Below are 21784 nucleotides of genomic sequence, written 5' to 3'. Positions count from 1 at the left end.
CAATGAATTTATTCCTTTTCTTGCATTCCTAACACAAGTTTTTTAAACAAATCGCCCCGTTCTTCAAAGTTTCTAAACATATCCCAGCTGGTGCAGGCAGGTGATAATAGTACCACTTCCCCGGGTTTTGCATGCTGTCTGGCCAACTTAACTGCCTGGGTATAATTTTCCACGGCATAAATTTGGCTAAAACCTTGTTCCCTAGCTGCTTCCTCAATCTGATAACCATGAACACCTAGGGTAATTAAAACCCGTACCCTTTCCTTGATCTTTTTGGCAAAGTCAGTAAAAGAAACACCCTTATTTTTTCCACCGGCAATCAGGATAATGGGAACATCATAGGACTCTAAGGCTTTAATGGCAGCGTCTGGGTTTGTTCCCTTTGAGTCATTAACATAATCCACACCATTAATAGTTGTTACTAGTTCTAGTCGGTGAGCAACACCGGTAAAATCACGAAGAGTATTCGCAATATTTGTAGCACTAACCCCCATGGCATAGGCCGCTGCAGTGGCAGCCAGGGCATTTTCTAGATTATGGGCACCGGGTATGCGGAGTGAATTGATCTCTGTTACCTTTTCGAAACCCCCGTCCCCATTTACCACTATTTGGTTATCCTGTACAAAACATCCTTTATCTAAGATATGCCGACGACTGAAAAATATTACCTGTGAAGGACAGTCCTTTGCCAATTCTCGCAATGTGGGGTCATCATAATTTAATACTAGATAGTCCGAGGTACTTTGATGCATATATATCATTGATTTTGCCTTTATATATTCCTCCATTGAGCCATGACGGTCCAGATGGTCTGGTGTGACATTCAAAATTACTGCCACCCTGGGAGCAAATTTTTTGGTGGTTTCCAATTGAAAACTAGAAACCTCAGCCACTACAATATCTTCAGCAGTATAGTTTTCAATTTCACTGATCAAAGGCAGTCCAATATTACCCGCCACCAAGGTTTTAAAGTTTGCATCCCTGAACAATTGACCAATCAGTGATGTGGTGGTGGTTTTACCATTTGTACCAGTGATGGCCACGATGGGTGCCTTAGCAAATCTATAAGCCAGTTCTAACTCCCCAATAATCGTAATGCCTGCTTCTTTGGCCTGGACCACCGGTAAGACCGTTAGGGGGACCCCAGGACTCATTACTAATAGATCGAATTGATCTTTCTGTACCTGGGGATATTTTTCTAAAATTAGTGTAACTCCCAGCTTAGAGAGTTCTTCCGTCACCTGCCCAATTTGCTCACGGGATCTTGTATCTGTGAGGGTTACCTTGGCTTGTTTAGTGATTAAGAATTTACATACCGCCTGACCGCTAACTCCAGCTCCAACTACTAATATTCGTTTATCTGTTAAGTCCACAATTCATACCCCTTTATACACTTCATTAATTAATTACTTTTATTAAAGTTTACTCTTTCACTACCAATTAGAAAACCATTTCCATACATCCTGGGAACCTAATAGACCCACAAGGGAAAATAGAAAACTTAATATCCAGAAGTTCCGTACAACTTTTTTCTCAGACCATCCAGATAGTTCAAAGTGGTGGTGCAGGGGACTCATACGAAAAACACGTCTGCCAGTGGTTTTAAATGAGATTACCTGGATAATGACAGATAAGGTTTCCAGTACATAAAGCCCACCAATGACTACTAATAGTAGCTCATTACGCGTGACCACGGCTGCTGCCCCCAGGGCACCTCCTAGGGCAAGAGAACCAGTATCCCCCATAAAAACCTTAGCTGGATGGCGGTTATAAAATAAAAAACCCACACAGCCACCCACAACAGCAGCCATTACAATGGCTGTACCAATCTTTCCCGTAACCAAGGCTAAAATAGCAAAGGCTGCGGCAGTAAATACCGTAGCTCCTGAAGCAAGGCCATCTAATCCATCTGTTAAGTTTACTCCATTACTGGTACCTAACAGCACAATTAATGTAAGGATAAAGAATGGCCACCAACCAGGATCAAAGCTGATACCAGATGAGTAGGGAATGGTGTAGTCCGTCCCTCGGCCAAGTTGAAACACCGCAACTACTGACAAAATTGTAGCAAAGATTAATTGCCCTAATATTTTTTCTCGAGCCTTTAAGCCAAGGTTTCGTTTTAACACAACTTTAATAAAGTCATCCAGAAAGCCGATAAGTCCGTACCCTAGGGTAACCGCTAAAACCACTAACCCCTCAGCCCGGCCAGGAATATTACTTTTTAGTAGTAACACCCCTGAAATTGCTATGCCAATTAAAAACATAATACCGCCCATTGTAGGGGTACCTGTTTTGGCCATATGGGCAGAGGGTCCCTCCGCTCGAATAGTTTGACCAAATTTAAGCCTTTTCAGCAGGGGGATTGTAATGGGCCCCAGCAGCAGGGTAACCAACAAACTGATCCCGGCAGCCTGCCAGACCACAATATAATCCATTTTGCTCCCCTTCCTTATGTGAGGCAAGGGGGGGATGTCACACCCTCCCACTCTACCTTTTTAATTTTCTCCTATTAGTATTTTTACTATTTCTTCCATATGCATACCCCTGGATCCCTTCACTAGTATGGTATCTCCAGGGTTCTTAAGGCTTTGCAGTACTTCCACCGCCCCAGAGTTATCTGCACACTGATAAACCCTTTCCTGGGTCAACCCTCCAGCCAAACTGCCTCTGGCAATCCATTGAGCCAGATTACCCACTGTAATCATAAAGTCTACCGGGATATCAGCCGCCGCTTTACCCACTTCCAAGTGACCCGATTGCTCCATGTTGCCCAACTCATACATATTTCCTAATACGGCAATTTTACGACCTCTGGCAGTCTCTTCCAAAACCCTAAGTGCCGCCTTTGTTGAAGATGGGTTAGCGTTATAGGTATCATTAATGACGGTGAGACCATTACTCCTTAGTATTTCTAGCCTTGAATGAGTAAGGGATAATCCTGCTAAGCCTTGGGCTATCTCTGCAAAACTTAGCCCTAACTGTAATCCTACGCCAACGGCAGCTAAGCTATTCATTACATTATGACTACCCGGTACAGGCAAGTATATTTCTCCTGAACCACCTGGATAGGTAATAGTATAGAGAACTCCAGCACCTTCTGGCTTCAGGTTGGAAGCTTGAAGCTCCACTGCCTGTTCAAGGGAATAGAGCCAAACTTTCCCCTTGCTACCTTGGGCCAAATCCCTCAGGTAAGGACTGTCTGCATTTAAAATGGCAAAGCCCTGGTCGCCGATATGGGCCAGCACTTCTGTCTTAGCCAAAGCAATGTTTTGAACTGAACCTAACAGCTCCATATGGGACTCGCCAATATTCGTAATCACAGCACCAGTTGGTCTAGCCAATTGGGCTAAAAAATCGATTTCCCCTCGTCCCCGCATGCCCATTTCAACCACCGCAGCTTGGTGAGTTTCATTAAGGTTTAGCAGCGTTAAAGGAAGACCCAGTTCATTATTGAAATTCCCCTCGGTCTTTAGAGTTTTATAGCGAGTATTGAGTACCGCAGCGATCATATCCTTGGTAGAGGTTTTTCCATTACTTCCAGTAACAGCCACCACAGGTATACTAAGTCTGGCACGGTTATGGCTAGCCAACTGTTGCAGCGCCTGCAGCGTATCTTTTACTAGCACTAGCGGAATTTGTGAGTCAATACCGACTTTATTATTGGAAATAAGCAAAGCACTGGCACCCTGCTCGATAGCCTTTGACACATAATCATGGCCATCCACCCGCTGACCCCGTAGGGCTATAAATATTTCACCGTTCTTTGCCTTACGACTATCGGTAGTGGCACCCCTTATCACCGTTGCCGGATTCCCCTGCAACAGAGTCCCACCGGTGACTTCAGCAATCTCTCTCACCGTATAAGTCAGCATATTAGTACCTCCGACATTGGTTTATTCATGTTAACCCCCATGACCCTCAGTCACAAACTACTGATGAAAATACAAGGGACGTATAGGGATATTGCATCAGCGGGGGGTGCTATCGTTATCCCCCTAAGCAATACATTCACAAAAGCCCAGGGCCCATGGCTCACGGCTCATGGCCACTTATAAGCTAAAAGCTAATCTATCCTTTTAGCTTTTCTTGCCAACGCCGCAGCAGCCTCTTTCCGATCATCGAAAGGGTATTTTGTGGTACCTATGATTTGATAATCCTCATGCCCTTTTCCGGCAATTACCACCACATCACCCTCCTGGGCCAATTCAATGGCCTTGTTAATGGCTTCCCGGCGATCACCAATAATCAAAAATTTATCTGGGGAAATCACCCGGCTAACCCCCTCTACCACATCCTCAAGAATTCTCTGGGGATCCTCGGTACGTGGGTTATCAGAGGTAACCACCGGAATGTCACTATAACGGGCAGCAATTTCTCCCATAATGGGCCGTTTTGTTCGATCCCGATCACCTCCACAACCAAAGACAGTAATCAGCCTACCCTTGGTAATCTGTCTGGCTGTAGTTAGGATATTTTCTAAACCATCTGGGGTATGGGCATAGTCCACCACTACGGCGAAATTTTGGCCCTGATCCACCAGTTCAAAACGTCCAGAGACCCCCATAACACTTTCTAAGGCACTAATCACAATTTCACTATCCATTCCTAAAGCCATCCCGGTAGTATAGGCTGCTAGGGCATTATATACATTAAATCGGCCAGTTAGTTTTAGATTGAGCTGCTGCTCCCCCCAAGGACCACAGGCAACAAAACGAACTCCTTTGGCTGTGACCTGAATATCCTTTGCCCGCACATCGACATCTTGGTCAATACCATAGGTATAGACCTTGCCCTGGCTATTTTTCTTTAGTTCTTCGGCAGCGGGGTCATCTCCATTGATTACTGCATACTCAATGTCTCGGTTAAAAAGTTTAGCTTTGGCTGCCAGATATTCATCCATTGTTTTATGGAAGTCCAAATGATCCTGTGTGAGGTTTGTAAACACAGCAACATTATAATGTACGCCTGCTACTCTATTTAAGGCAAGGGCATGAGAAGAAACCTCCATGGCAACACCTTTGACTTCTTCTTCAACCATCTGAGCAAGGATTTTTTGCAAATCTAAGGACTCCGGTGTGGTATTGGTGACTGGTAAAATCTTCTCCCCAATTAAATTGTGTATGGTGCCAATGATGCCGGGTTTAATTCCTGATTTTTTCCAAATAGCCGCTATCAAATGGGTGGTAGTGGTCTTACCATTTGTACCAGTTACACCCACCATAGAAAGACTTTGGGAGGGATGACCATAAAATCGGTCTGCCAATAAAGCCAGAGCCTTCCTACTGTCCGCCACCTTTATGCCAGTAACCCCCGCGGGTAAAGCAACCTCATGTTCATATACAACAGCCACTGCACCGGCAGTAACAGCATTATTAATATATTTATGCCCGTCAGTTTGGTAACCCTTTACTGCCACAAAAAGTGTCCCAGAGGATACCTGACGTGAGTCATAGCAAATACCTTTAATCAAGCTTTCCAAATTACCATTAATAGAAATAACAGGAATTACTTCTAGCAATTCTTTTAATAACAAAATGCCCCCCCCTAACCCTTCCATTATACTTCCTATTCTTTCCATTTAAAAATGATTTATGCCAATAATTGCCTTAAAAACCCTGACCTCCCTGTATGGGAGGCCAGGGTTTCCTTGGCCCATATTATGGTTTTTGTTCCGGTGGTTTAAACTCTACCTTTACAACGCTACCCCGGGTTAATTTGCTGCCCACTGCGGGACTTTGGGTATTGGCAAGTCCGGAACCCGTAGGTTCTAACTTCAAGCCAAGGCTTTCCAGTAAATTTCCTGCCTCTCGGATGGTCATTCCCTTTAAGTTAGGCACCGAAACTTGTTCCCCGGCTTTCCCCTGACCTCCCCCGGAACCTGCAAGGTCTAATATAACTGTCGTTCCAGATAACACCAAGGCACCGCTTTCTGGAATCTGACCATAGACCACCTTTCCCTGTCCCCGTGTCTCAAAGGCAAGCCCACCTTCCCGAAGAAGCTTCTGGGCTTCATTCAGGGGCAGGTTCACAACGTTGGGCACAACCACTTCGATCCGTTCTTCCTCCACTTCCCAGGGATTGACCTTGGGTTTGGGTAAGTTCTTTTGCTCCGGCACTCCCAGGTAACGGAGAATATCCTTGGCTAAGGGTGCAAATACTGGCGCAGCTACCTGACTGCCGTAGTAAATACCTCCCTGAGGCTCCGCAACCATTATTAATACCGATATTTTAGGATCATTAACCGGTGCAAAACCAGCAAAGGAAGCAACATACTTACCACTGGCATAGCCACCTCGTTCAGATACTACTTGAGCGGTGCCTGTCTTTCCTGCGGCTCGATAGCCATCCACAAAAGCATTTTTACCGCTACCTTTCATTACAACATTTTCCAATAACTGACTGGTAACTTTCGCCGTTTCCTCTGAAATTACTTGGTGAATTTCTTGGGGCTTTATCTCTTCAATGATCTTCCCCTTTTGATCCTCAATTCTTTCTACTAACTGTGGTTTCATTAGTTTGCCACCATTGGCCACTGCACTTATTGCCGTGATCAACTGAATGGGCGTTACCGCAATGGATTGACCAATGGACATAGTAGCAATATTTAAATTAGTAGCATTCTTTTCAGGAATCATAATCCCCCTGGCCTCTCCGGGCAAGCCAATTCCCGTTGATTGACCGAATCCATAGGCCCGAATATATTTATAAAATCTTTCTTTTCCTAAATCAAGTCCTACCTGTATAAAACCGGGGTTACAGGAGTTTTGTACCACTTCTTCAAAACTCTGACTACCATGCCCTTCTACTTTCCAGCAACGTATTTTTCGATCAGCCACCTGATAAAAACCTGGGTCAAAAAAGCGGTCACTTACCTTAACAGCATTTTCCTCCAATGCTGAGGAGGCTGTAATAATCTTAAAAGTAGAACCAGGTTCATAGTTATACCATACAGCTGGGTTCCGGTCCCAGACGCTCTGGGGAACCTCACGCCAGTTATTTGGACTAAAGGTGGGGCGATTACCTAAAGCAAGTATCTTGCCTGTCTTAGGTTCCATGACAATAATTACAGCCATTTTCGGGTTATAGGTGGCTACAATCTTGTCTAATTCCCTTTCCACAAAATGTTGTATGGTTTGATCAAGGGTTAACACCAGATTATTTCCTTGGGTTGGGGGTATATACTGGTGCAGTGCCTGGGGGATTTCCCTTCCTGCAGCATCATGCTCGATGACAATTCTGCCAGGAATCCCCTTGAGTTCCTCTTCATAGGCTGCTTCCATTCCCATTAACCCCTGATTATCAGTACCTGTAAAACCTAGGATATGGGGTGCAAGGGTTTCCTGTTTATAGTAGCGACGACTCTCTTCGGCAAAACCAATACCCTCTATTTTAAGATTCTTAATCTTTTGAGAAACTTCAAAATCCACTTTTCTTTTAATCCATTCAAAGCGGGACTTTTTGGTGATTACACTTTTTACCTTTTCAACATCCATTCCCAGAAGGGGAGCAATTTGAGAAGCAACTTGATCAGGGTTCTCAATATGGTTGGGAATTGCGTAAATGGAATCTGCGCTGACACTGGTAACAAGTTCATTTCCATTCCGATCCAATATGCTGCCCCGTTTTGCCTCCACCGGTACATCTCGCATCCGGTTAATAATCCCTTCCTGTCGCAATTCATCTCCCCTTACGAATTGGATCCAGGCAAGACGAAAGATAATTAAAGATAGTAAAGCAACGGCCATTAGAAAAAGGCAGGTAATCCTTCTACGCACAAGAATATTTGTTGTTTTCACCCTGATTCCTCCCCGCGGGCCGAACAGTCATCGCCTCCTAAGTTACTTTTCCCAGTCGCTTACCAAATCAACAAAGGCCTCAATAACAGGACTTTTTCCTTTTTTCACCTCGTCACCATTGTCCTTTTCACCGACGTTATTTGTCGGCACTGTCTGAGGTTTTTCTGGATTGGTGGCTTTTGTAGTCTTTGCATCAGTGTCCTTAGGCAAGGCGGCAACCAGAACCACTTCGCCGGTGTCTGGTTTCACCATACCAAGCTTAGTGGTGGCAATGGCCTCAATTCTTTGTAAAGACATTAACTGGTTAGCTTGTGTTTCCAGATAATCTTGCTCTGCCTGCAATTTAGACAATTCATTTTGCAACTTGCTGATTTCATAGCCCAGTACCGCAACTTGAGAATAGTAATAGGCTACGGTAATACCGGTAACAAACAATGCTAAAATGCAGCAGGTAACTATGGCTTTTCCCCTGCGGATAGCACGTTTGGAGAATTCCTTGCCGGCTCTTTTTTGCTCATATTGTCTTTCCTTTGGCAATGAGTAGCTAAATTTTTCCTGTACTACACTCAAGCATATGCACCTTCCGTCCAATATAGAACTTAACCCATTAAATATTTAGCTTTTCAGCAATTCTTAACTTGGCACTACGCGCCCTAGGATTACCTGATAATTCTTCTTGACTGGGTTCAATGGGCTTACTGGTTATAATCTTAATTTGTGATTTTTTGCCGCAAACACAAACAGGGAATGCAGGTGGGCAGGTACAGGGTTTGGCCAATTTCTTAAAGGTTTCTTTAATGATCCGGTCCTCCAAGGAATGAAAAGTAATGACGCAGATCCTGCCACCGGGTTTTAGGAATGCAACAGCATCCTTGATGGTATTTTCCAATATGTCCAGTTCATTGTTAACGGCAATTCGTAAAGCCTGAAAGGTTCTTTTAGCTGGGTGAGGACCCTCTCTTCTGGCACCAGCAGGGACCGCAGCCTTAATAATAGCCACCAATTCCCCTGTTGTGGTGATGGGCTTAATTTTTCTTTCTTTGACTATAAAAGAGGCTATCCTTTTGGCCCAACGATCTTCGCCATATTTACGGATGATGCTGGTTAATTCTTCTTCAGAGAGGCTATTAACCAGTTCCTTAGCATCGGTAGGTTGATCAGGCCCCATTCGCATATCCAGTTCTGCATCGTGCATATAGCTAAAACCACGTTCTGGTGTATCCAACTGGTAGGAAGAAACACCTAAATCAAACAAAAATCCATCCACTAGACCAATTTCCATTTCTTGAAGCACTTGACTTAGCTGTAAAAAATTTCTTTTTATCCCATAAAACTGACCGGCGAAACCCTGAAGTTTTTCAGCAGCATTGGCAATGGCTGCTGGGTCCTGGTCGATCCCTATCAGTTTTCCTTCCGGCCCTAATCTTTTTAATATTTCCAAACTATGTCCAGCACCACCCAGAGTGCAATCTACGTAAATACCCTGGGGATTTATCTTTAAGCCTTCAATGGATTCATTTAACAATACCGAGACATGTTTAAATTCCATTTTTTGTGGTCTAACCTCATTCAGTTTCATTTTTAAATAGTCTATCCAGACCTTAGCTATTATAAAATCCATTTACTAAAGAAGGTCAACAATATTTTCGGCCAGTTGTTCAAAGGAAGCTGCAGCCTGAGTATTGTACTTTTCCCATTCTTCTTTAGACCAGATTTCTACTCTAGTGGATACCCCCACCACTACAGTTTCTTTATCTAATTTTGCATACTCGCGCAAATTATTTGGCAGCAAAATACGCCCCTGTTTGTCTATCTCACACTCAGTGGCACCGGAAAAGAAAAAACGTACAAAGGCCCGAGCATCTGCCCTGGTAAAGGGCAGCGACTTAAGTTTTTGTTCAACCTCCGCCCATTCTTGCTGAGGATAAACAAAAAGACAGTTGTCTAACCCCTTGGTGACAATAAACCGGTCACCCAGGCCTTCACGGAAGCGGGCTGGGACTATAAGTCGACCTTTAGAGTCGATATTGTGTTGGAATTCCCCCATGAACATGTTATCTTGCTCCACTCTCTGGGTATTTCCCACCACTTATTACCACTTTACACCACTTTTTATTCGCTACGGGGTTAAAAATCCCTTCTTTTTCCACGAAAAATTTAAAACTTTTATTAAAAAAGTCTATACCCTAAGGATACCCAAAACACCCTAGGCGGTCCCCCAATGCGACAACGGGGACGGTTCTCCCTGTCGCAAAGATTTTGGGACAAAAAATGCGACACCGGGAACCGTCCCCGGTGTCGCATGGATTTATCCTAATTCCATCATAAAACGCTGTCGTCCAGTAAAAGTGGCCACTTGGCGATAGCCAATTTCTTTTAAAATCATAATCGCTCGGTCTAGCCCCTCCCCCACTTGCTCTGGTTTATGAGCATCAGATCCCAAGGTTATTGGTATATCATATTCAAAGCAAAGCTTTAGAAAATCCGGTGAGGGATACAATTCAGCACAGGGATAACGCCACCCTGCAGCATTGACGTCTACACAAAGATTATTTTCTTTAATTACTTCAATGGTCTGACGGTATAAATTTTCAATTGAATTGTTAGGTCTAAAGCCGAACTTCTTTATCAAATCCGGATGGGAAATAATATCGAATAGTCCGGAAGATGCAGCCAATTGAACATATTGAAAATACAATTGGTAGAGATCATGGATATCATACTTATTATATTCTTCAATTTTACCCGGATCATCAAAGGCCCAACTATCCAAAAAATGCACCGAACCTAATACATAGTCTAGGGGTAATAACCTAAGAATTTGTTTTAATTCTTGTTCATACCCTGGGATAAAATCAGCCTCTATGCCAAGTTTTATAGATAAATCAGGGTTATCCTTTCTAACCTGTTGAACCTCGGCAATATATATAGGAAGTTCCTCATCAGAAAGGGCAAAATCAGGTTCCCTTTGCTCTGCGGGTATCCAATAAAGAGGCAAGTGTTCAGAAAATCCAAATTCCAGAAAACCTTTTCTTCTAGCCTCTGCCACATATTCAGCCACAGTTCCCACCGCATGTCCACAACGAAAAGTATGGATATGGTAGTCTAGTATCATGTTTAACAAACACTCCCTTTAGGAGAAAGTATGTCTTATTATATAACAGCTTTGCTTATTTGTTTAGCCATTAGCTATTAGCCTTTAGCTTAAACCTTTAACAAGCTAACGGCTAACAGCTAATGGCTTGACCCTAAAGCCTACCGCAAACCCTTAAAATTTCTGGCAATAACTCCCGAGTAGCTTTCTCTCCCTGGCTAATAATGTGGGGTATTTTTTGAAATTCCCAAGCACCGACTCCTTTGAACAAGGGTCTGATACGAACATCTGTATTACCATCTAAAACATGCTCAAGGGCTTCTGAACGAATAATATCGAGGGTTTGTTCCATTATTTCAATTACATTACGAGGCACAGTTGACTCTTCGCCATCATTACCTAAATCCACAGCAATCACAACATTTGCACCCAGCCTTTTAAGTACCTGGGCAGGTACATTTTCCCGTAAACCACCATCTACTAAAAGGTAATTCGAAAGTCTCTTTGGTTCATAAATACCAGGCACCGCAGTACTGGCACGAACTGCTTCCCATACTGGAACCCCGCTGATAAACACTTGGTCTCCCCTGGAAACTAATTTTAAGCGATCCTGCTGACTAAGAAAAATTACCTTTTTGCCACTGGCTATATCAACGGATGTTATGGCTAACTGCATAGGAACCTTCTCAAAAACTTTTTTTCCCAACATTGACTTAATGAAGCGCTCCAGTTTTACCCCTCTCATTAGTCCCAAGGGAACTCTAAAGGGATAAGGAAGTCTAAAAGCATTCAATAAGAGCTGAAAAGACATCACAAAAAAATTCTCTACGGCTGCCAATTCATCAATAAACATGCCCGGTTTTAAACTACGGACCATCTCCTCCAATTCTGAAACAGTCCAACCCGATGCATATAATGCTGCAACCATGCTACCTGCACTGGTCCCCGCAATCACATGAGGTTTTATCCCATTTTCTTCTAAAACCTTTAATACCCCCACATGGGCAGCACCCAACACAAAGCCTCCACCCAATGCTAGGCCAATTTTTTTTGCCATTTCCTCCACCACCTATTTGCATCATTTTATGAAAAGTAGCCAATGGAGGTGAGGACTATAGATTTTAAAATTATTATAATTAATAGACAAATATTGTCAGACAAAAAACTTTAATGTAGCTTACAGTTCTGGGGACAATATAGTTGAACCTAAAAAAATTCGAACAGGGAGGAATTAATAATGGATATTCAGGGAATAAAACAACAAGCCCCCGGTTCTAAAGGATGCCTTTGGCATTGGGGAAACAATGTTACTATGCCTCAATTAAAGTTAGGATATATTCGTGAAGGAAAAAGACATCCATTAACTCAAACAGCTAAATAAGCTAAAAAAGCAACGCTCTGTAGCGTTGCTTTTTTAGCTTAAAATCAGGGATTGACAACTAGTTAGCTAAGGATTATACTGGCTTTAGTAATGATAATCATTTTCAATTACTTGTTAAGGTCTTTCAATAATGCATCTACATAACAAGTTATTTTTTTAAGGTAATATTGATAATGATTCTTATAATCAATACAAGGAGTGGTTACTATGACTCTAGACCGGATAAAAAGAGGTCAGTCCTTTAAGATTAATAACATCCAAAATGAGAACATCCGGGTCCAAGCTATTCGTTTTGGCATTGCCGAGGGTGAATGGCTTACTTGTGAAGAAGTAGTTCCTGCAGGTCCCATTGTTATTCGCAAAAATCGTCAACAGATTGCCTTAGGGCGTCAATTGGCCAAAGAAATTGACATTGATCTGAATTAGCTTATTAGCCTTTAGCTTTTAGCTATTAGCCTTCAGCAGAAGATCCATAGACTTGTTAGATCTGTTATACGCAAAGGTCTTTAGCTAAATAATTAGTCGGGTCAATGCTAAAGCCTAACGGCTAATAGCAATACACCGGACCCGTCCCCCTGTTTTTTCACCAGTGGTTTGCGACTACTAGATCTTGGATGGTTAATAAGTTAAATTTGAAGGAGTGAATCAAATATGTCTCACTGCCACGGTTGCAGTATTCAAATTGATATACCAGAGGGCGCTAGACGCATCGTTTTGGCCGGTAATCCCAATGCTGGTAAATCTGTATTCTTTAATTATCTGACCGGAATGTATGTAGATGTATCCAACTATCCTGGGACCACCCTAGAAATATCCCATGGACATTATCAAGGGGATGTCATCATAGATACTCCTGGGGTTTACGGAATATCCTCTTTTAATGACGAAGAAAGGGTAGCCCGGGATGTCATTTTAACAGCAGACATGGTAATTAATGTGGTCAACGCTGTTTACTTAGAAAGGGATCTATTTCTTACTCAGCAAATAATTGATACTGGTGTTCCTGTTATAATCGCCCTAAATATGGTGGATGAAGCTGAAAAACAAGGTATGAAAATAAATCATCAATTATTGAGTCAATTATTGGGTGTGCCTGTTATCCCGACTATTGCCATAAGAAATAAAGGTATGGAAGAACTGGCAAATAATATATGTCAGGCCCGTCAAGGACAATCCGATGTCGAACTCCAGAATGAATTAGATCAATTGGTAAATCGGGTAGGTTCACGTGGTGAAGCCCTTTTAATTATGGAGGGTGATACTGCAGTTGCAGAGCGACATGGTTTGGAATCCATGAATAAAAGAGAGTATATTTACTTACAGCGTAGACAGAGAGTAAATCAAATCGTTAGCCATGTGATAACGGATGTTAGCAAGAAAACTGCCTTTAGTAACACTTTAAGTCGGTTGATGATTAAACCATTGACAGGGATCCCAATTCTATTAGTGGCACTCTATGGGATGTATCAAACGATTGGTGTGTTTGTGGCCGGTACAGTGGTAGGTTTGACGGAAGAAACAATAATGATAGGACATTTTGAACCGGCAATCCGTTCTTTAGTTAGCAGGTTCATCAGTGAACAGTCCTCCATTGGAACCATATTAATTGGTGAATTCGGTGTATTAACCATGACCTTTACTTATGTTTTGGGCTTATTAATGCCGCTGGTGATTGGTTTTTATTTCTTTTTATCTATATTTGAAGATTCTGGTTACCTTCCCCGACTAGCAACTCTGGTGGATCGTGTTCTGACCAGTATTGGCCTAAATGGTAGGGCAGTTATTCCTCTTATCCTTGGCTTGGGCTGTGTCACCATGGCTACCATTACCACCCGTTTATTGGGATCTGATCGTGAACGACGTATTGCTATTTTTCTGTTAGGGTTAGCTATACCCTGCTCTGCTCAATTAGGGGTTATTGCTGGCATGCTGGCTGCGGTGGGTCCAGAGTTTGTGGCACTGTATTCCCTAGTTATTTTCTCAGTTCTAGTGGTGGTAGGGACACTGATGAATTCTCTGTTATCCGGTCAATCTTCGGATCTTTTAATCGATCTACCACCCTTACGTCTACCACGGCCCAAAAATGTTTTGACAAAGACTGGCATTAAATCTTACCAGTTTTTAAAAGAAGCCTTCCCACTCTTTGCTTTGGGTGCATTTTTGATTAGTACCTTTCAGGTTACCGGTATTCTGGTTGCGCTACAAAACCTTCTCTCGCCCCTTACTGTTAACTGGTTAGGATTACCCAAAGAGGCTGCCACAGCCTTTATTATGGGGATCGTTCGTCGGGATTTCGGTGCTGCAGGCCTAGCTGATATGTCTTTAGCTCCTATTCAAACTGTGGTCTCACTGGTCACCATTACCCTTTTTGTTCCCTGCATTGCTTCCATACTGGTAATGTTTAAGGAACGTAGTAAAAAAGAGGCTGCCCTGATGTGGCTAAGTACTTGGTTCATTGCTTTCTTCATCGGTGGCATCGTGGCTCAATTGTCAAACCTACTTGGTGTGGCATCTCCGGTACAGGTATTTTCAGTTATTGGAGTAGTTTTAAGTCTTACTGCTCTAGTAATATTGATAGCAAGACTTATCAAAAAACAAGATCCTGCTCATAAATCCACCACAAAGGGTGTGTTCTAATGAAAGAACAGACTAATTCCACCTGCAGTCAAAGGATTTGTCCTCGCTGTGGTTGTCCTGTGGAACTATTGACTTTGGTTTGCCCCCGCTGCCGTGAACCGATTCCCGGCGGATGCTCAGGCAATTGTTCTAAGTGCAATTCTAAGAAGTAAACCAAATAAAGCCCTTACCTTAACTGGTAAGGGCTTTATTTATTCTACCACTACATTTGATCAATCTTGTTGCTATAACTTATTGACAATGGTTCATAATAGTTATAAGATGGTTTTGAACTGATGTCAATAATATTTTTAGATGTGCTAGCTGATTATTTTTGCTCAACAGTGACCAATTTTGGTCATATTTTTTACATAATGAGGAGGTAAAACCATGAGCAATGAAAGTAACAATTGTTCAAGCTGTGGAGAAATGAATGAGGGCACATGTGGTGGAGAAAAATGCAGTCCCCCACCCAAACTCTATCCCGGTGGTCAGAGTAAGATCGGTCGTGTCATTGCTGTGATGAGCGGTAAAGGTGGCGTTGGTAAATCCTCGGTTACTGCCCTAATGGCTGTAAACTTACAGCGTATGGGTTATAAAGTTGGCATTTTGGACGCAGATATTACAGGTCCAAGTATCCCCAAAATGTTTGGTGTCAAAAGAGTTCCAGCAAGTCAAGGATTATTGCTACCTGCCACCAGTGCTAGTGGCATTAGTATTATGTCCTTAAATCTGTTGTTGGAGAAGGAAGATGATCCAGTTATCTGGCGTGGTCCAATTATCGCTGGTGCTGTTAAGCAATTTTGGACCGACGTAAATTGGGGGGAACTTGATTACCTCTTGATTGATATGCCACCAGGTACAGGAGACGTTCCCCTTACCGTAATGCAACAAATTCCCATTGATAGTATTGTAGTGGTCACATCACCCCAGGACTTGGCTGTGATGGTGGTCAAGAAAGCTGTACGCATGGCCGGGGTTATGGAAGCACCTCTACTGGGCTATGTTCAAAATATGGCTTATGCAACTTGTCCTAAATGCGGTGAAAAATTTGATATCTTTGGCAAGTCCCTCCAAAAAGGAGATACTTTGGATGAATTGCCGGTACTTGAGGTTCTGCCCATTGATCCTGAGTTTACTAAGTTATGTGATCAAGGACTTGTAGAAAATACTAAAACCAAAGCCTTTGAGGATATTCCGGTACTTGTAAAAGTTAAAACAAAGGCAAGCTAGTATGTCTTAATAGTTTAATTAAGTAAACAGACCTGCCGAGAAAGGTTTATTCTATGATACGATTTCGATGCAACCGGTGCGGAAAAATCGTGGAATACCTCCGTAAGTATTATAAAAGTTCCAATCAACTTACTTGCAGTTGCGGAGGAAAGTTAATTCTTATTCATGATAACAGTAATGATACCAGTAAAAATAAGCCAATCAATGAGAAACCGTGACAAATAATTATTAAGTCTAATTTTTAGAAAATAATTTATCCAGTTAGAAATTCTCCTCTATCATGTCTATTTGTAAGGTTGAAAGTTATTTTCAACCTTATTTTTTTGTATCCATCCAACAAATAATCCTATTGCCCAGAGTTGTATATATCTTAAAACCCACCAGCAGTTTGTTTTGTTTGAAAAATTAAAAAGTATATTGATAATATTTTATGCAAGTAGTATGCTAATAATTGTTGAATTTAGTTGTTAAGTGGGTGTTTTATGAAATGACCAATCAAATGGTTCCAAAACTAAATATCGGTGTAATTTCAGAATTATTAGGCGTACACCCTGAAACATTGCGGATTTGGGAAAGAAATGGTTTGATTCAACCAGAACGTCGCAACAAACAGCGTTTATACAGCAGTAACGATGTCATTAGGTTAAGATTTATTCATCAGCTTATTAACAAAAAAGGGTTAAATATTGCCAGTGTAAAACAAGTAATTCAGCTATACCCTTGCTGGTTTATTGATAACTGTATAGGTAATATCAATGACCAAGAAACCCAAGTAAATCCTAACAAACCCTGTTGGAAGATACAAGGCACCTTTTGCTTATCTCAAAATACTTGTGATCATTGCCCCTTGTTGTAATCATACTAACCAGCCATGACCTACGTTCACAAATCATTGACGAAAAAATTACTCAGGAGCAAAATATTCTTTCGTAAACCATGTACAAAAAGTCCATGGCTCATGTCAAGTCCATCTTAATGATTAATTTATATTAAATTGCTAACCTAGTTTAAGTAATCTTAATTTCCTGGGGCAAATCATCCGTGTATTTGTCAACATATAGGTTGCCAGATGTATCTAGACTGGCCAAACTCACATCTTCGATACGATGTATACCTTGCAAACTTAACTGTTCACATAACCACTGTTGGGTTAGCCCGTGCTGTTTTAGATTCTTCATTATCAACTTACCATCAACAATAATTTCCGACGACAAACCTTGATATTGAGTAGAAATATTTAAATCACTGGCTGTAAGGGGCTGTCTGTTACTTTTTATCAAAACGCTCAGTCTCCCATTGGGTTCTAAAACAGCAAACTCTACATTAGCAATATTAAATACATTTTTCTCCCTAAGCTGCATGACTAGGTTATCCAAGTTGTACCGTTCTTTACGAATATTATTCTCTAATATTTTCCCATTCTGTATTACAATAACTGGTTCACCTTCCAGCAATTTGCGAACAGGTCTAAATTTTAACGATAGTAAATTATTTATGTAGGTTAAACTACCAAAGATAATTATTGGAATGATATAGTATATAAAATTTTCCTTATGATCAAAGGACATTTCTGCTGCAATGGACCCAATGGCAATCGCATTTGCAAAATCACTGGCTGTTAATTGTCCAAGTTGTTCTTTACCCACTAGTCGAGTTACCAACAACAGACTAAAGTATGCACCAATAGCACGTAGCGCAACCTCTAAGTAAATTTCCATGATATCCACTCCGATTATCCATCACCATGCTCCCACATACTATTACACTTTGAGCGGAATAGCTATTCACGAGCCCTGTGCTTTTGTGACACTTAAAGGGCTAATGCTAATGGATCTTTATACTATCATTCTCCACTACGAAAAAGTTATTCGACTATTGACTAAAGGTGCTCTATAACTATTCTTTTTAAACATATAAAAGGGATCACCAGAGGTAATCCCTTTATTCGTTACGATTTTTCTTTTTCTTTGCAATCATTACAATAACCGAAAATTTTCAGTTCATGGTCTGTTACTATAAAACCATAATCTTGTGTTACCTGCTTTTCCAGTTCTTCCAAAAAATCTTCATTAATCTCGAGAATTTTCCCACACTTAAGGCAAATGGCATGATGGTGATGATGTCCATCACTGTTATCCCCATATTCATAGCGTTTGCGCCCATCACCAAAATTTATGCTATGAATAATTTCATGCTCCAAAAAAAGTTCCAGGGTTCGATAAACAGTGGCCAATCCTACATCGGGGGCTTTTCTTTTAACAAGGTTATAAACATCTTCTGCACTAAGGTGTTTGTCCTTGTTTTCTAACATAACCTTTAAAATAATTTGCCGTTGAGGAGTCAGTTTATATTCATGGGCCCTTAATTTTTCCCCAACCTGGGTTATAATTTTCTTCAAAGGAAAAACACCACCCGGCTACTTTTTTCCAGTATATTGCTTTTTAGTTAGGGTGTCAATGCATTTCTCTAGTCTAGATAATTATAATATTTTCTTCTACGGGCCAATCTTTGTTGCCTTTTTCTTTTTAGATAAACTCTTCTACGTATCCAAAGTAATAGCAATAGAGGCAGTAAGCCCCATTTTATTAGGCCCTTTAGCGTAGTCCCCCAGTCCCGTTTTACTTCTTCCTGAGCTACCAGGGGAACCTCACCTACAACCTCTTCACCGTTCCTTATAACCACAGCTCCCAAAACCTGACCCTTGGTAATTGGAGCCCTCACATCTTCCGCTGGTTCGGTGGTAACATGGAGATCAAATTGTCCTTCCTTAGGCAAGCTGTAGTAAAAATCATTCTTGGTTAACAGTTTAACAGACCCATTACCGTATTTCACTGGTACATCTGCCATCACCGTACCACCCTGGACCAATTGACGGTTGGTAAAGTTGTTAAAACCATAATCTAAAAGCTTGACTGCATCGGTCCAGATATTAAAACCTTCACTGCGTAGGACCACAGCAATTAACTCCATACCATCCCTCTCTGCAGAAGCTATTATACATTGCCCTGCTTCAACTGTGTAACCAGTCTTTAAACCTGTGGCACCCTTATAGCCATAGGTTTTACTCCATAAAAGCTTGTTGTGATTAAAAAGATGCCTTTGGGCTTCTGGGTCAGCCCTAGGTATTTCATGATTAATAGTAGTCATAATTTTTCGTAAATCTTCGTTCTTTAAAGCCTCACGGCCTATCAGAGCTAAATCATAGGCAGTGGAATAATGCTCCTTATCCGGCATACCGTGAGGATTAGTAAAATGGGTATTTTTAGCACCTATCTTACGAAGCCTTTCATTGGAGAGTTCTGCAAATTTATCCGCTGAACCTGCTATATGCTCTGCAATGGCGACCCCCGCATCATTGGCTGAGTTCAACATTAATGCATAGATCAATTCTTGCATTGTAAGTTGTTCCCCATCCTGTAGCCAGATAGATGTTCCCCCTGCCTTAATAGGATTGGGACCAATAGTTACCTGATCAGTTAAGCCAGAGTGTTCCAAAGCCAACAATGCGGTTAACACCTTTGTGGTACTGGCAGGATACATTTTTTTATGTTCCTCCTTACCATATAGTACCGCACCTGACTTAGCATCCAGCAATACTGCAGTTTCCCCGATTATTTGCGGTTCTCCAGCCCAGACCTGGGAGTTAAAGGTTAACAAAACTAACATTACTATAAAAATGTGGATAATTCTCTTCTGCAACAATATCACCTGCTCCTAGATGATCCAGGAATAACAGAATTAATTCCTAGTAATAATGCTAGGCCTATTAGAATAGTACCCGCTAGCATCGTCAGCGGCGCAGCTGAGGTAAACTGGCTGGTAAAAAAGTTTAACATTTGATTAATTAAACCCCCCACAAAAAATGCTACGACAATGACGCCAATCCATATGGTAGTGCCTGCCTTCCAACCCCGCTCCTTAAAAATAACCATCGCCGAGGCAATGCAGGGAACAAAGAGGGTAATGGTCGTAAGGGCCACAAGTTTTTGTAAATCAGACATTGGAAATGTAAACAGTCCGGCAGTGCCAAACTCTCGTCGAATAACTCCCATGATAAAGCCGCTGGCAGCCTCCTTAGGTAACCCCAACCAGTTTACAGTTAGGGGAACTAGGACGTTTTCAATGGTATCCAAAGTACCTGATACATCAAGTAGACCAAGAACTAACGCCCCCAAAGCAAACAAGGGCGCTGCTTCGGTAATAAATTCTTTACTCTTGATCCAGGTCTTTCTTAGGACATTTCCCATACGAGGTAAACGCATGGGAGGAAGATCAATCCAAAGGGAGGAAGATTCACCAGCGACGAATCTATTTAATAGAGTACCTCCGGCAATAAAAACACTAAAGATTAACATACCGTAAACCACTGCAAAGCCAGGACCCAATCCGGCCAACATGGTAGCAATAATCGCTAATTGAGCAGAACAAGGCACTGTTAATGCCAGAATAATGGTAGCTATTAGCCTTTCCCGTTCTGATCCCAGTAAACGTGTGGACATTAAAGCCATAGTCACACAACCAAAGCCCAATACCAAAGGAATTACCGCTTGGCCATTTAAGCCAAAGAAGGTTAAGATGCGGTCCAACAATGTTGCAATCCTAGGTAAATAACCAGTATCTTCTAACAGGGCAAGGACCAAATTAAACCCTAAAACCAACGGTAACAACAGACCAATTAAATAAGTAACAGTCATGGTGATGACACCAAACTGCCCTACTAAAATTTCGCTCATAGGTGTACCTGGTGTCAAAAACTTTCCAACCAGTGCCTTGGCAATTGGTTGAAAATACTCACCCATAATAAACTCTTCCGTAAATCCTACCACAGTTTGGGCCACAAAAACACCAATAAGTTGATAGAGTAGCCACAAAGTTATAATTAACAAAGGAATGCCAGTAACTGGCTGGATCATCCAACGACTGAGTCTAGAACCCCAGACCTCACGTGTATTTGTTTCTCTGATTGACATTGATATCAGTTTATTAATCCAGTGACGTCTTTCAGTGTAAAAGAGTGCTCGATAGTGACCAGGTGCAACACCATTCCTTTCTGAAACAATCGGGTCCCCTTCCAGTACTAACAATTTTTCGGCACGAGGAATTGTATCCGGCAGTTCTGCTAACTTTTCTTCTACAACAGGTAACACCCTACCAGGTTTAGCTCCTTTAATGGCTTCTAATACCTGATCCAGTCCTTTTCCCTCCACAGCAACCGTGGCAATAACCGGGACCCCTAAAAGTTCCTTAAGCACCTTAATGTCGATTTTGATACCTTGATTTTCAGCCTCATCCATCATATTTAAAGCAACTAACATCGGACGACCTGTATCAATAAGTTGCTGAGTTAGGAATAAGTCCCTTTCCAAATGCAGGGCATCTACAACATTAATTAGAACATCCCCATGCAAAACAATATCCCGGGTAATTTTTTCTTCCTCATTGAATGAGGAAATCCCATAAATCCCCGGGGTATCAGTTACTGCATCTAGACCGCAGCGTCCACATATGACATTGGTTGTTGTACCCGGAAAGTTCGCAACATCTACATAGCTTCCCGTAAGGTAATTAAAAAATAGTGATTTCCCCACATTGGGGTTACCCACCAGAATAATATTTTTTCCGATTACCCCATTGGTAGGTGTTTGTTTATTTTGCATTATT

At 41.8% G+C, this 21784-nt stretch carries 20 protein-coding genes; 6 read left to right on the top strand and 14 right to left on the bottom strand.

The window, feature by feature from the left end; all coding sequences use genetic code 11:
* Nucleotides 1-8 precede the first annotated feature (8 nt).
* The 10 genes from murD to ACYQ03_RS16470 all read right to left on the bottom strand — a co-directional run bounded on the left by murD (nt 9) and on the right by ACYQ03_RS16470 (nt 11950).
* On the bottom strand, nt 9-1373 hold the full coding sequence (gene murD, locus ACYQ03_RS16515; RefSeq protein WP_459911058.1) for a UDP-N-acetylmuramoyl-L-alanine--D-glutamate ligase: 1365 nt from the start codon (nt 1371-1373) through the stop codon (nt 9-11).
* A gap of 60 nt (nt 1374-1433) precedes the next feature.
* A complete protein-coding gene (mraY, locus tag ACYQ03_RS16510; RefSeq protein ID WP_459911057.1) occupies nt 1434-2438 on the bottom strand; it encodes a phospho-N-acetylmuramoyl-pentapeptide-transferase in 1005 nt (334 codons plus the stop codon).
* A 60-nt stretch (nt 2439-2498) separates the two neighbouring features.
* Nucleotides 2499-3875 (bottom strand): UDP-N-acetylmuramoyl-tripeptide--D-alanyl-D-alanine ligase, encoded by a 1377-nt coding sequence (locus tag ACYQ03_RS16505; RefSeq protein ID WP_459911056.1) that lies wholly within the window; start codon nt 3873-3875, stop codon nt 2499-2501.
* 191 nt (nt 3876-4066) lie between these two features.
* Nucleotides 4067-5536, bottom strand: coding sequence for a UDP-N-acetylmuramoyl-L-alanyl-D-glutamate--2,6-diaminopimelate ligase (locus tag ACYQ03_RS16500; protein WP_459911055.1), 1470 nt, complete (start codon nt 5534-5536; stop codon nt 4067-4069).
* Between the two features lie 124 nt (nt 5537-5660).
* Nucleotides 5661-7799, bottom strand: a complete 2139-nt coding sequence (locus ACYQ03_RS16495; RefSeq protein ID WP_459911054.1) for a stage V sporulation protein D — start codon at nt 7797-7799, stop codon at nt 5661-5663.
* A 42-nt stretch (nt 7800-7841) separates the two neighbouring features.
* Entirely contained in the window at nt 7842-8369 is a 528-nt protein-coding gene (gene ftsL / locus ACYQ03_RS16490) for a cell division protein FtsL (protein ID WP_459911053.1), read from the bottom strand.
* A 37-nt stretch (nt 8370-8406) separates the two neighbouring features.
* Nucleotides 8407-9348, bottom strand: a complete 942-nt coding sequence (rsmH, locus tag ACYQ03_RS16485; protein ID WP_459911052.1) for a 16S rRNA (cytosine(1402)-N(4))-methyltransferase RsmH — start codon at nt 9346-9348, stop codon at nt 8407-8409.
* Between the two features lie 75 nt (nt 9349-9423).
* The gene (mraZ, locus tag ACYQ03_RS16480; protein ID WP_459911421.1) at nt 9424-9852 is read right to left on the bottom strand and encodes a division/cell wall cluster transcriptional repressor MraZ; all 429 of its coding nucleotides are present in this window, start codon (nt 9850-9852) and stop codon (nt 9424-9426) included.
* Nucleotides 9853-10107: 255 nt separating this feature from the next.
* Nucleotides 10108-10914 carry a histidinol-phosphatase gene (locus ACYQ03_RS16475; RefSeq protein WP_459911051.1) on the bottom strand — a complete coding sequence of 269 codons (807 nt, stop codon included), beginning with the start codon at nt 10912-10914 and terminating at the stop codon, nt 10108-10110.
* A gap of 133 nt (nt 10915-11047) precedes the next feature.
* The gene (locus ACYQ03_RS16470) at nt 11048-11950 is read right to left on the bottom strand and encodes a patatin-like phospholipase family protein (protein WP_459911050.1); all 903 of its coding nucleotides are present in this window, start codon (nt 11948-11950) and stop codon (nt 11048-11050) included.
* A 180-nt stretch (nt 11951-12130) separates the two neighbouring features.
* Between ACYQ03_RS16470 and ACYQ03_RS16465 the strand changes: the two genes are divergently transcribed.
* From ACYQ03_RS16465 to ACYQ03_RS16440, 6 genes are all read left to right on the top strand, one after another.
* Nucleotides 12131-12274: a hypothetical protein gene (locus ACYQ03_RS16465; protein ID WP_459911049.1), complete on the top strand. Its 144-nt coding sequence runs from the start codon at nt 12131-12133 to the stop codon at nt 12272-12274.
* 207 nt (nt 12275-12481) lie between these two features.
* Entirely contained in the window at nt 12482-12700 is a 219-nt protein-coding gene (locus tag ACYQ03_RS16460) for a FeoA family protein (protein ID WP_459911048.1), read from the top strand.
* A gap of 225 nt (nt 12701-12925) precedes the next feature.
* Nucleotides 12926-14911 (top strand): ferrous iron transport protein B, encoded by a 1986-nt coding sequence (feoB, locus tag ACYQ03_RS16455; protein WP_459911047.1) that lies wholly within the window; start codon nt 12926-12928, stop codon nt 14909-14911.
* Nucleotides 14911-15063: a hypothetical protein gene (locus ACYQ03_RS16450; RefSeq protein ID WP_459911046.1), complete on the top strand. Its 153-nt coding sequence runs from the start codon at nt 14911-14913 to the stop codon at nt 15061-15063. Before feoB (ACYQ03_RS16455) ends, ACYQ03_RS16450 begins: the two co-directional genes overlap by 1 nt.
* A 217-nt stretch (nt 15064-15280) precedes the next feature.
* Complete coding sequence (locus ACYQ03_RS16445) at nt 15281-16123, top strand: Mrp/NBP35 family ATP-binding protein (RefSeq protein ID WP_459911045.1); 843 nt, start codon at nt 15281-15283, stop codon at nt 16121-16123.
* 487 nt (nt 16124-16610) lie between these two features.
* A complete protein-coding gene (locus tag ACYQ03_RS16440) occupies nt 16611-16979 on the top strand; it encodes a MerR family transcriptional regulator (protein ID WP_459911044.1) in 369 nt (122 codons plus the stop codon).
* 151 nt (nt 16980-17130) lie between these two features.
* Here the strand turns inward: ACYQ03_RS16440 and ACYQ03_RS16435 are convergent, their stop codons facing one another.
* The 4 genes from ACYQ03_RS16435 to feoB (ACYQ03_RS16420) form a co-directional block, all read right to left on the bottom strand.
* Nucleotides 17131-17841 carry a YetF domain-containing protein gene (locus ACYQ03_RS16435; protein WP_459911043.1) on the bottom strand — a complete coding sequence of 237 codons (711 nt, stop codon included), beginning with the start codon at nt 17839-17841 and terminating at the stop codon, nt 17131-17133.
* 230 nt (nt 17842-18071) lie between these two features.
* A complete protein-coding gene (locus tag ACYQ03_RS16430) occupies nt 18072-18521 on the bottom strand; it encodes a Fur family transcriptional regulator (protein ID WP_459911042.1) in 450 nt (149 codons plus the stop codon).
* Nucleotides 18522-18589: 68 nt separating this feature from the next.
* Nucleotides 18590-19831 (bottom strand): D-alanyl-D-alanine carboxypeptidase family protein, encoded by a 1242-nt coding sequence (locus tag ACYQ03_RS16425; protein ID WP_459911041.1) that lies wholly within the window; start codon nt 19829-19831, stop codon nt 18590-18592.
* Complete coding sequence (feoB, locus tag ACYQ03_RS16420) at nt 19828-21780, bottom strand: ferrous iron transport protein B (RefSeq protein ID WP_459911040.1); 1953 nt, start codon at nt 21778-21780, stop codon at nt 19828-19830. The genes ACYQ03_RS16425 and feoB (ACYQ03_RS16420) overlap by 4 nt, the downstream gene beginning before the upstream one ends.
* Between the last annotated feature and the right edge of the window lie 4 nt (nt 21781-21784).

Source organism: Desulfotomaculum defluvii (assembly GCF_054657375.1).
Note: the sequence above shows the minus strand (reverse complement) of the source record. Positions and strands in the feature narration are given on the sequence as shown.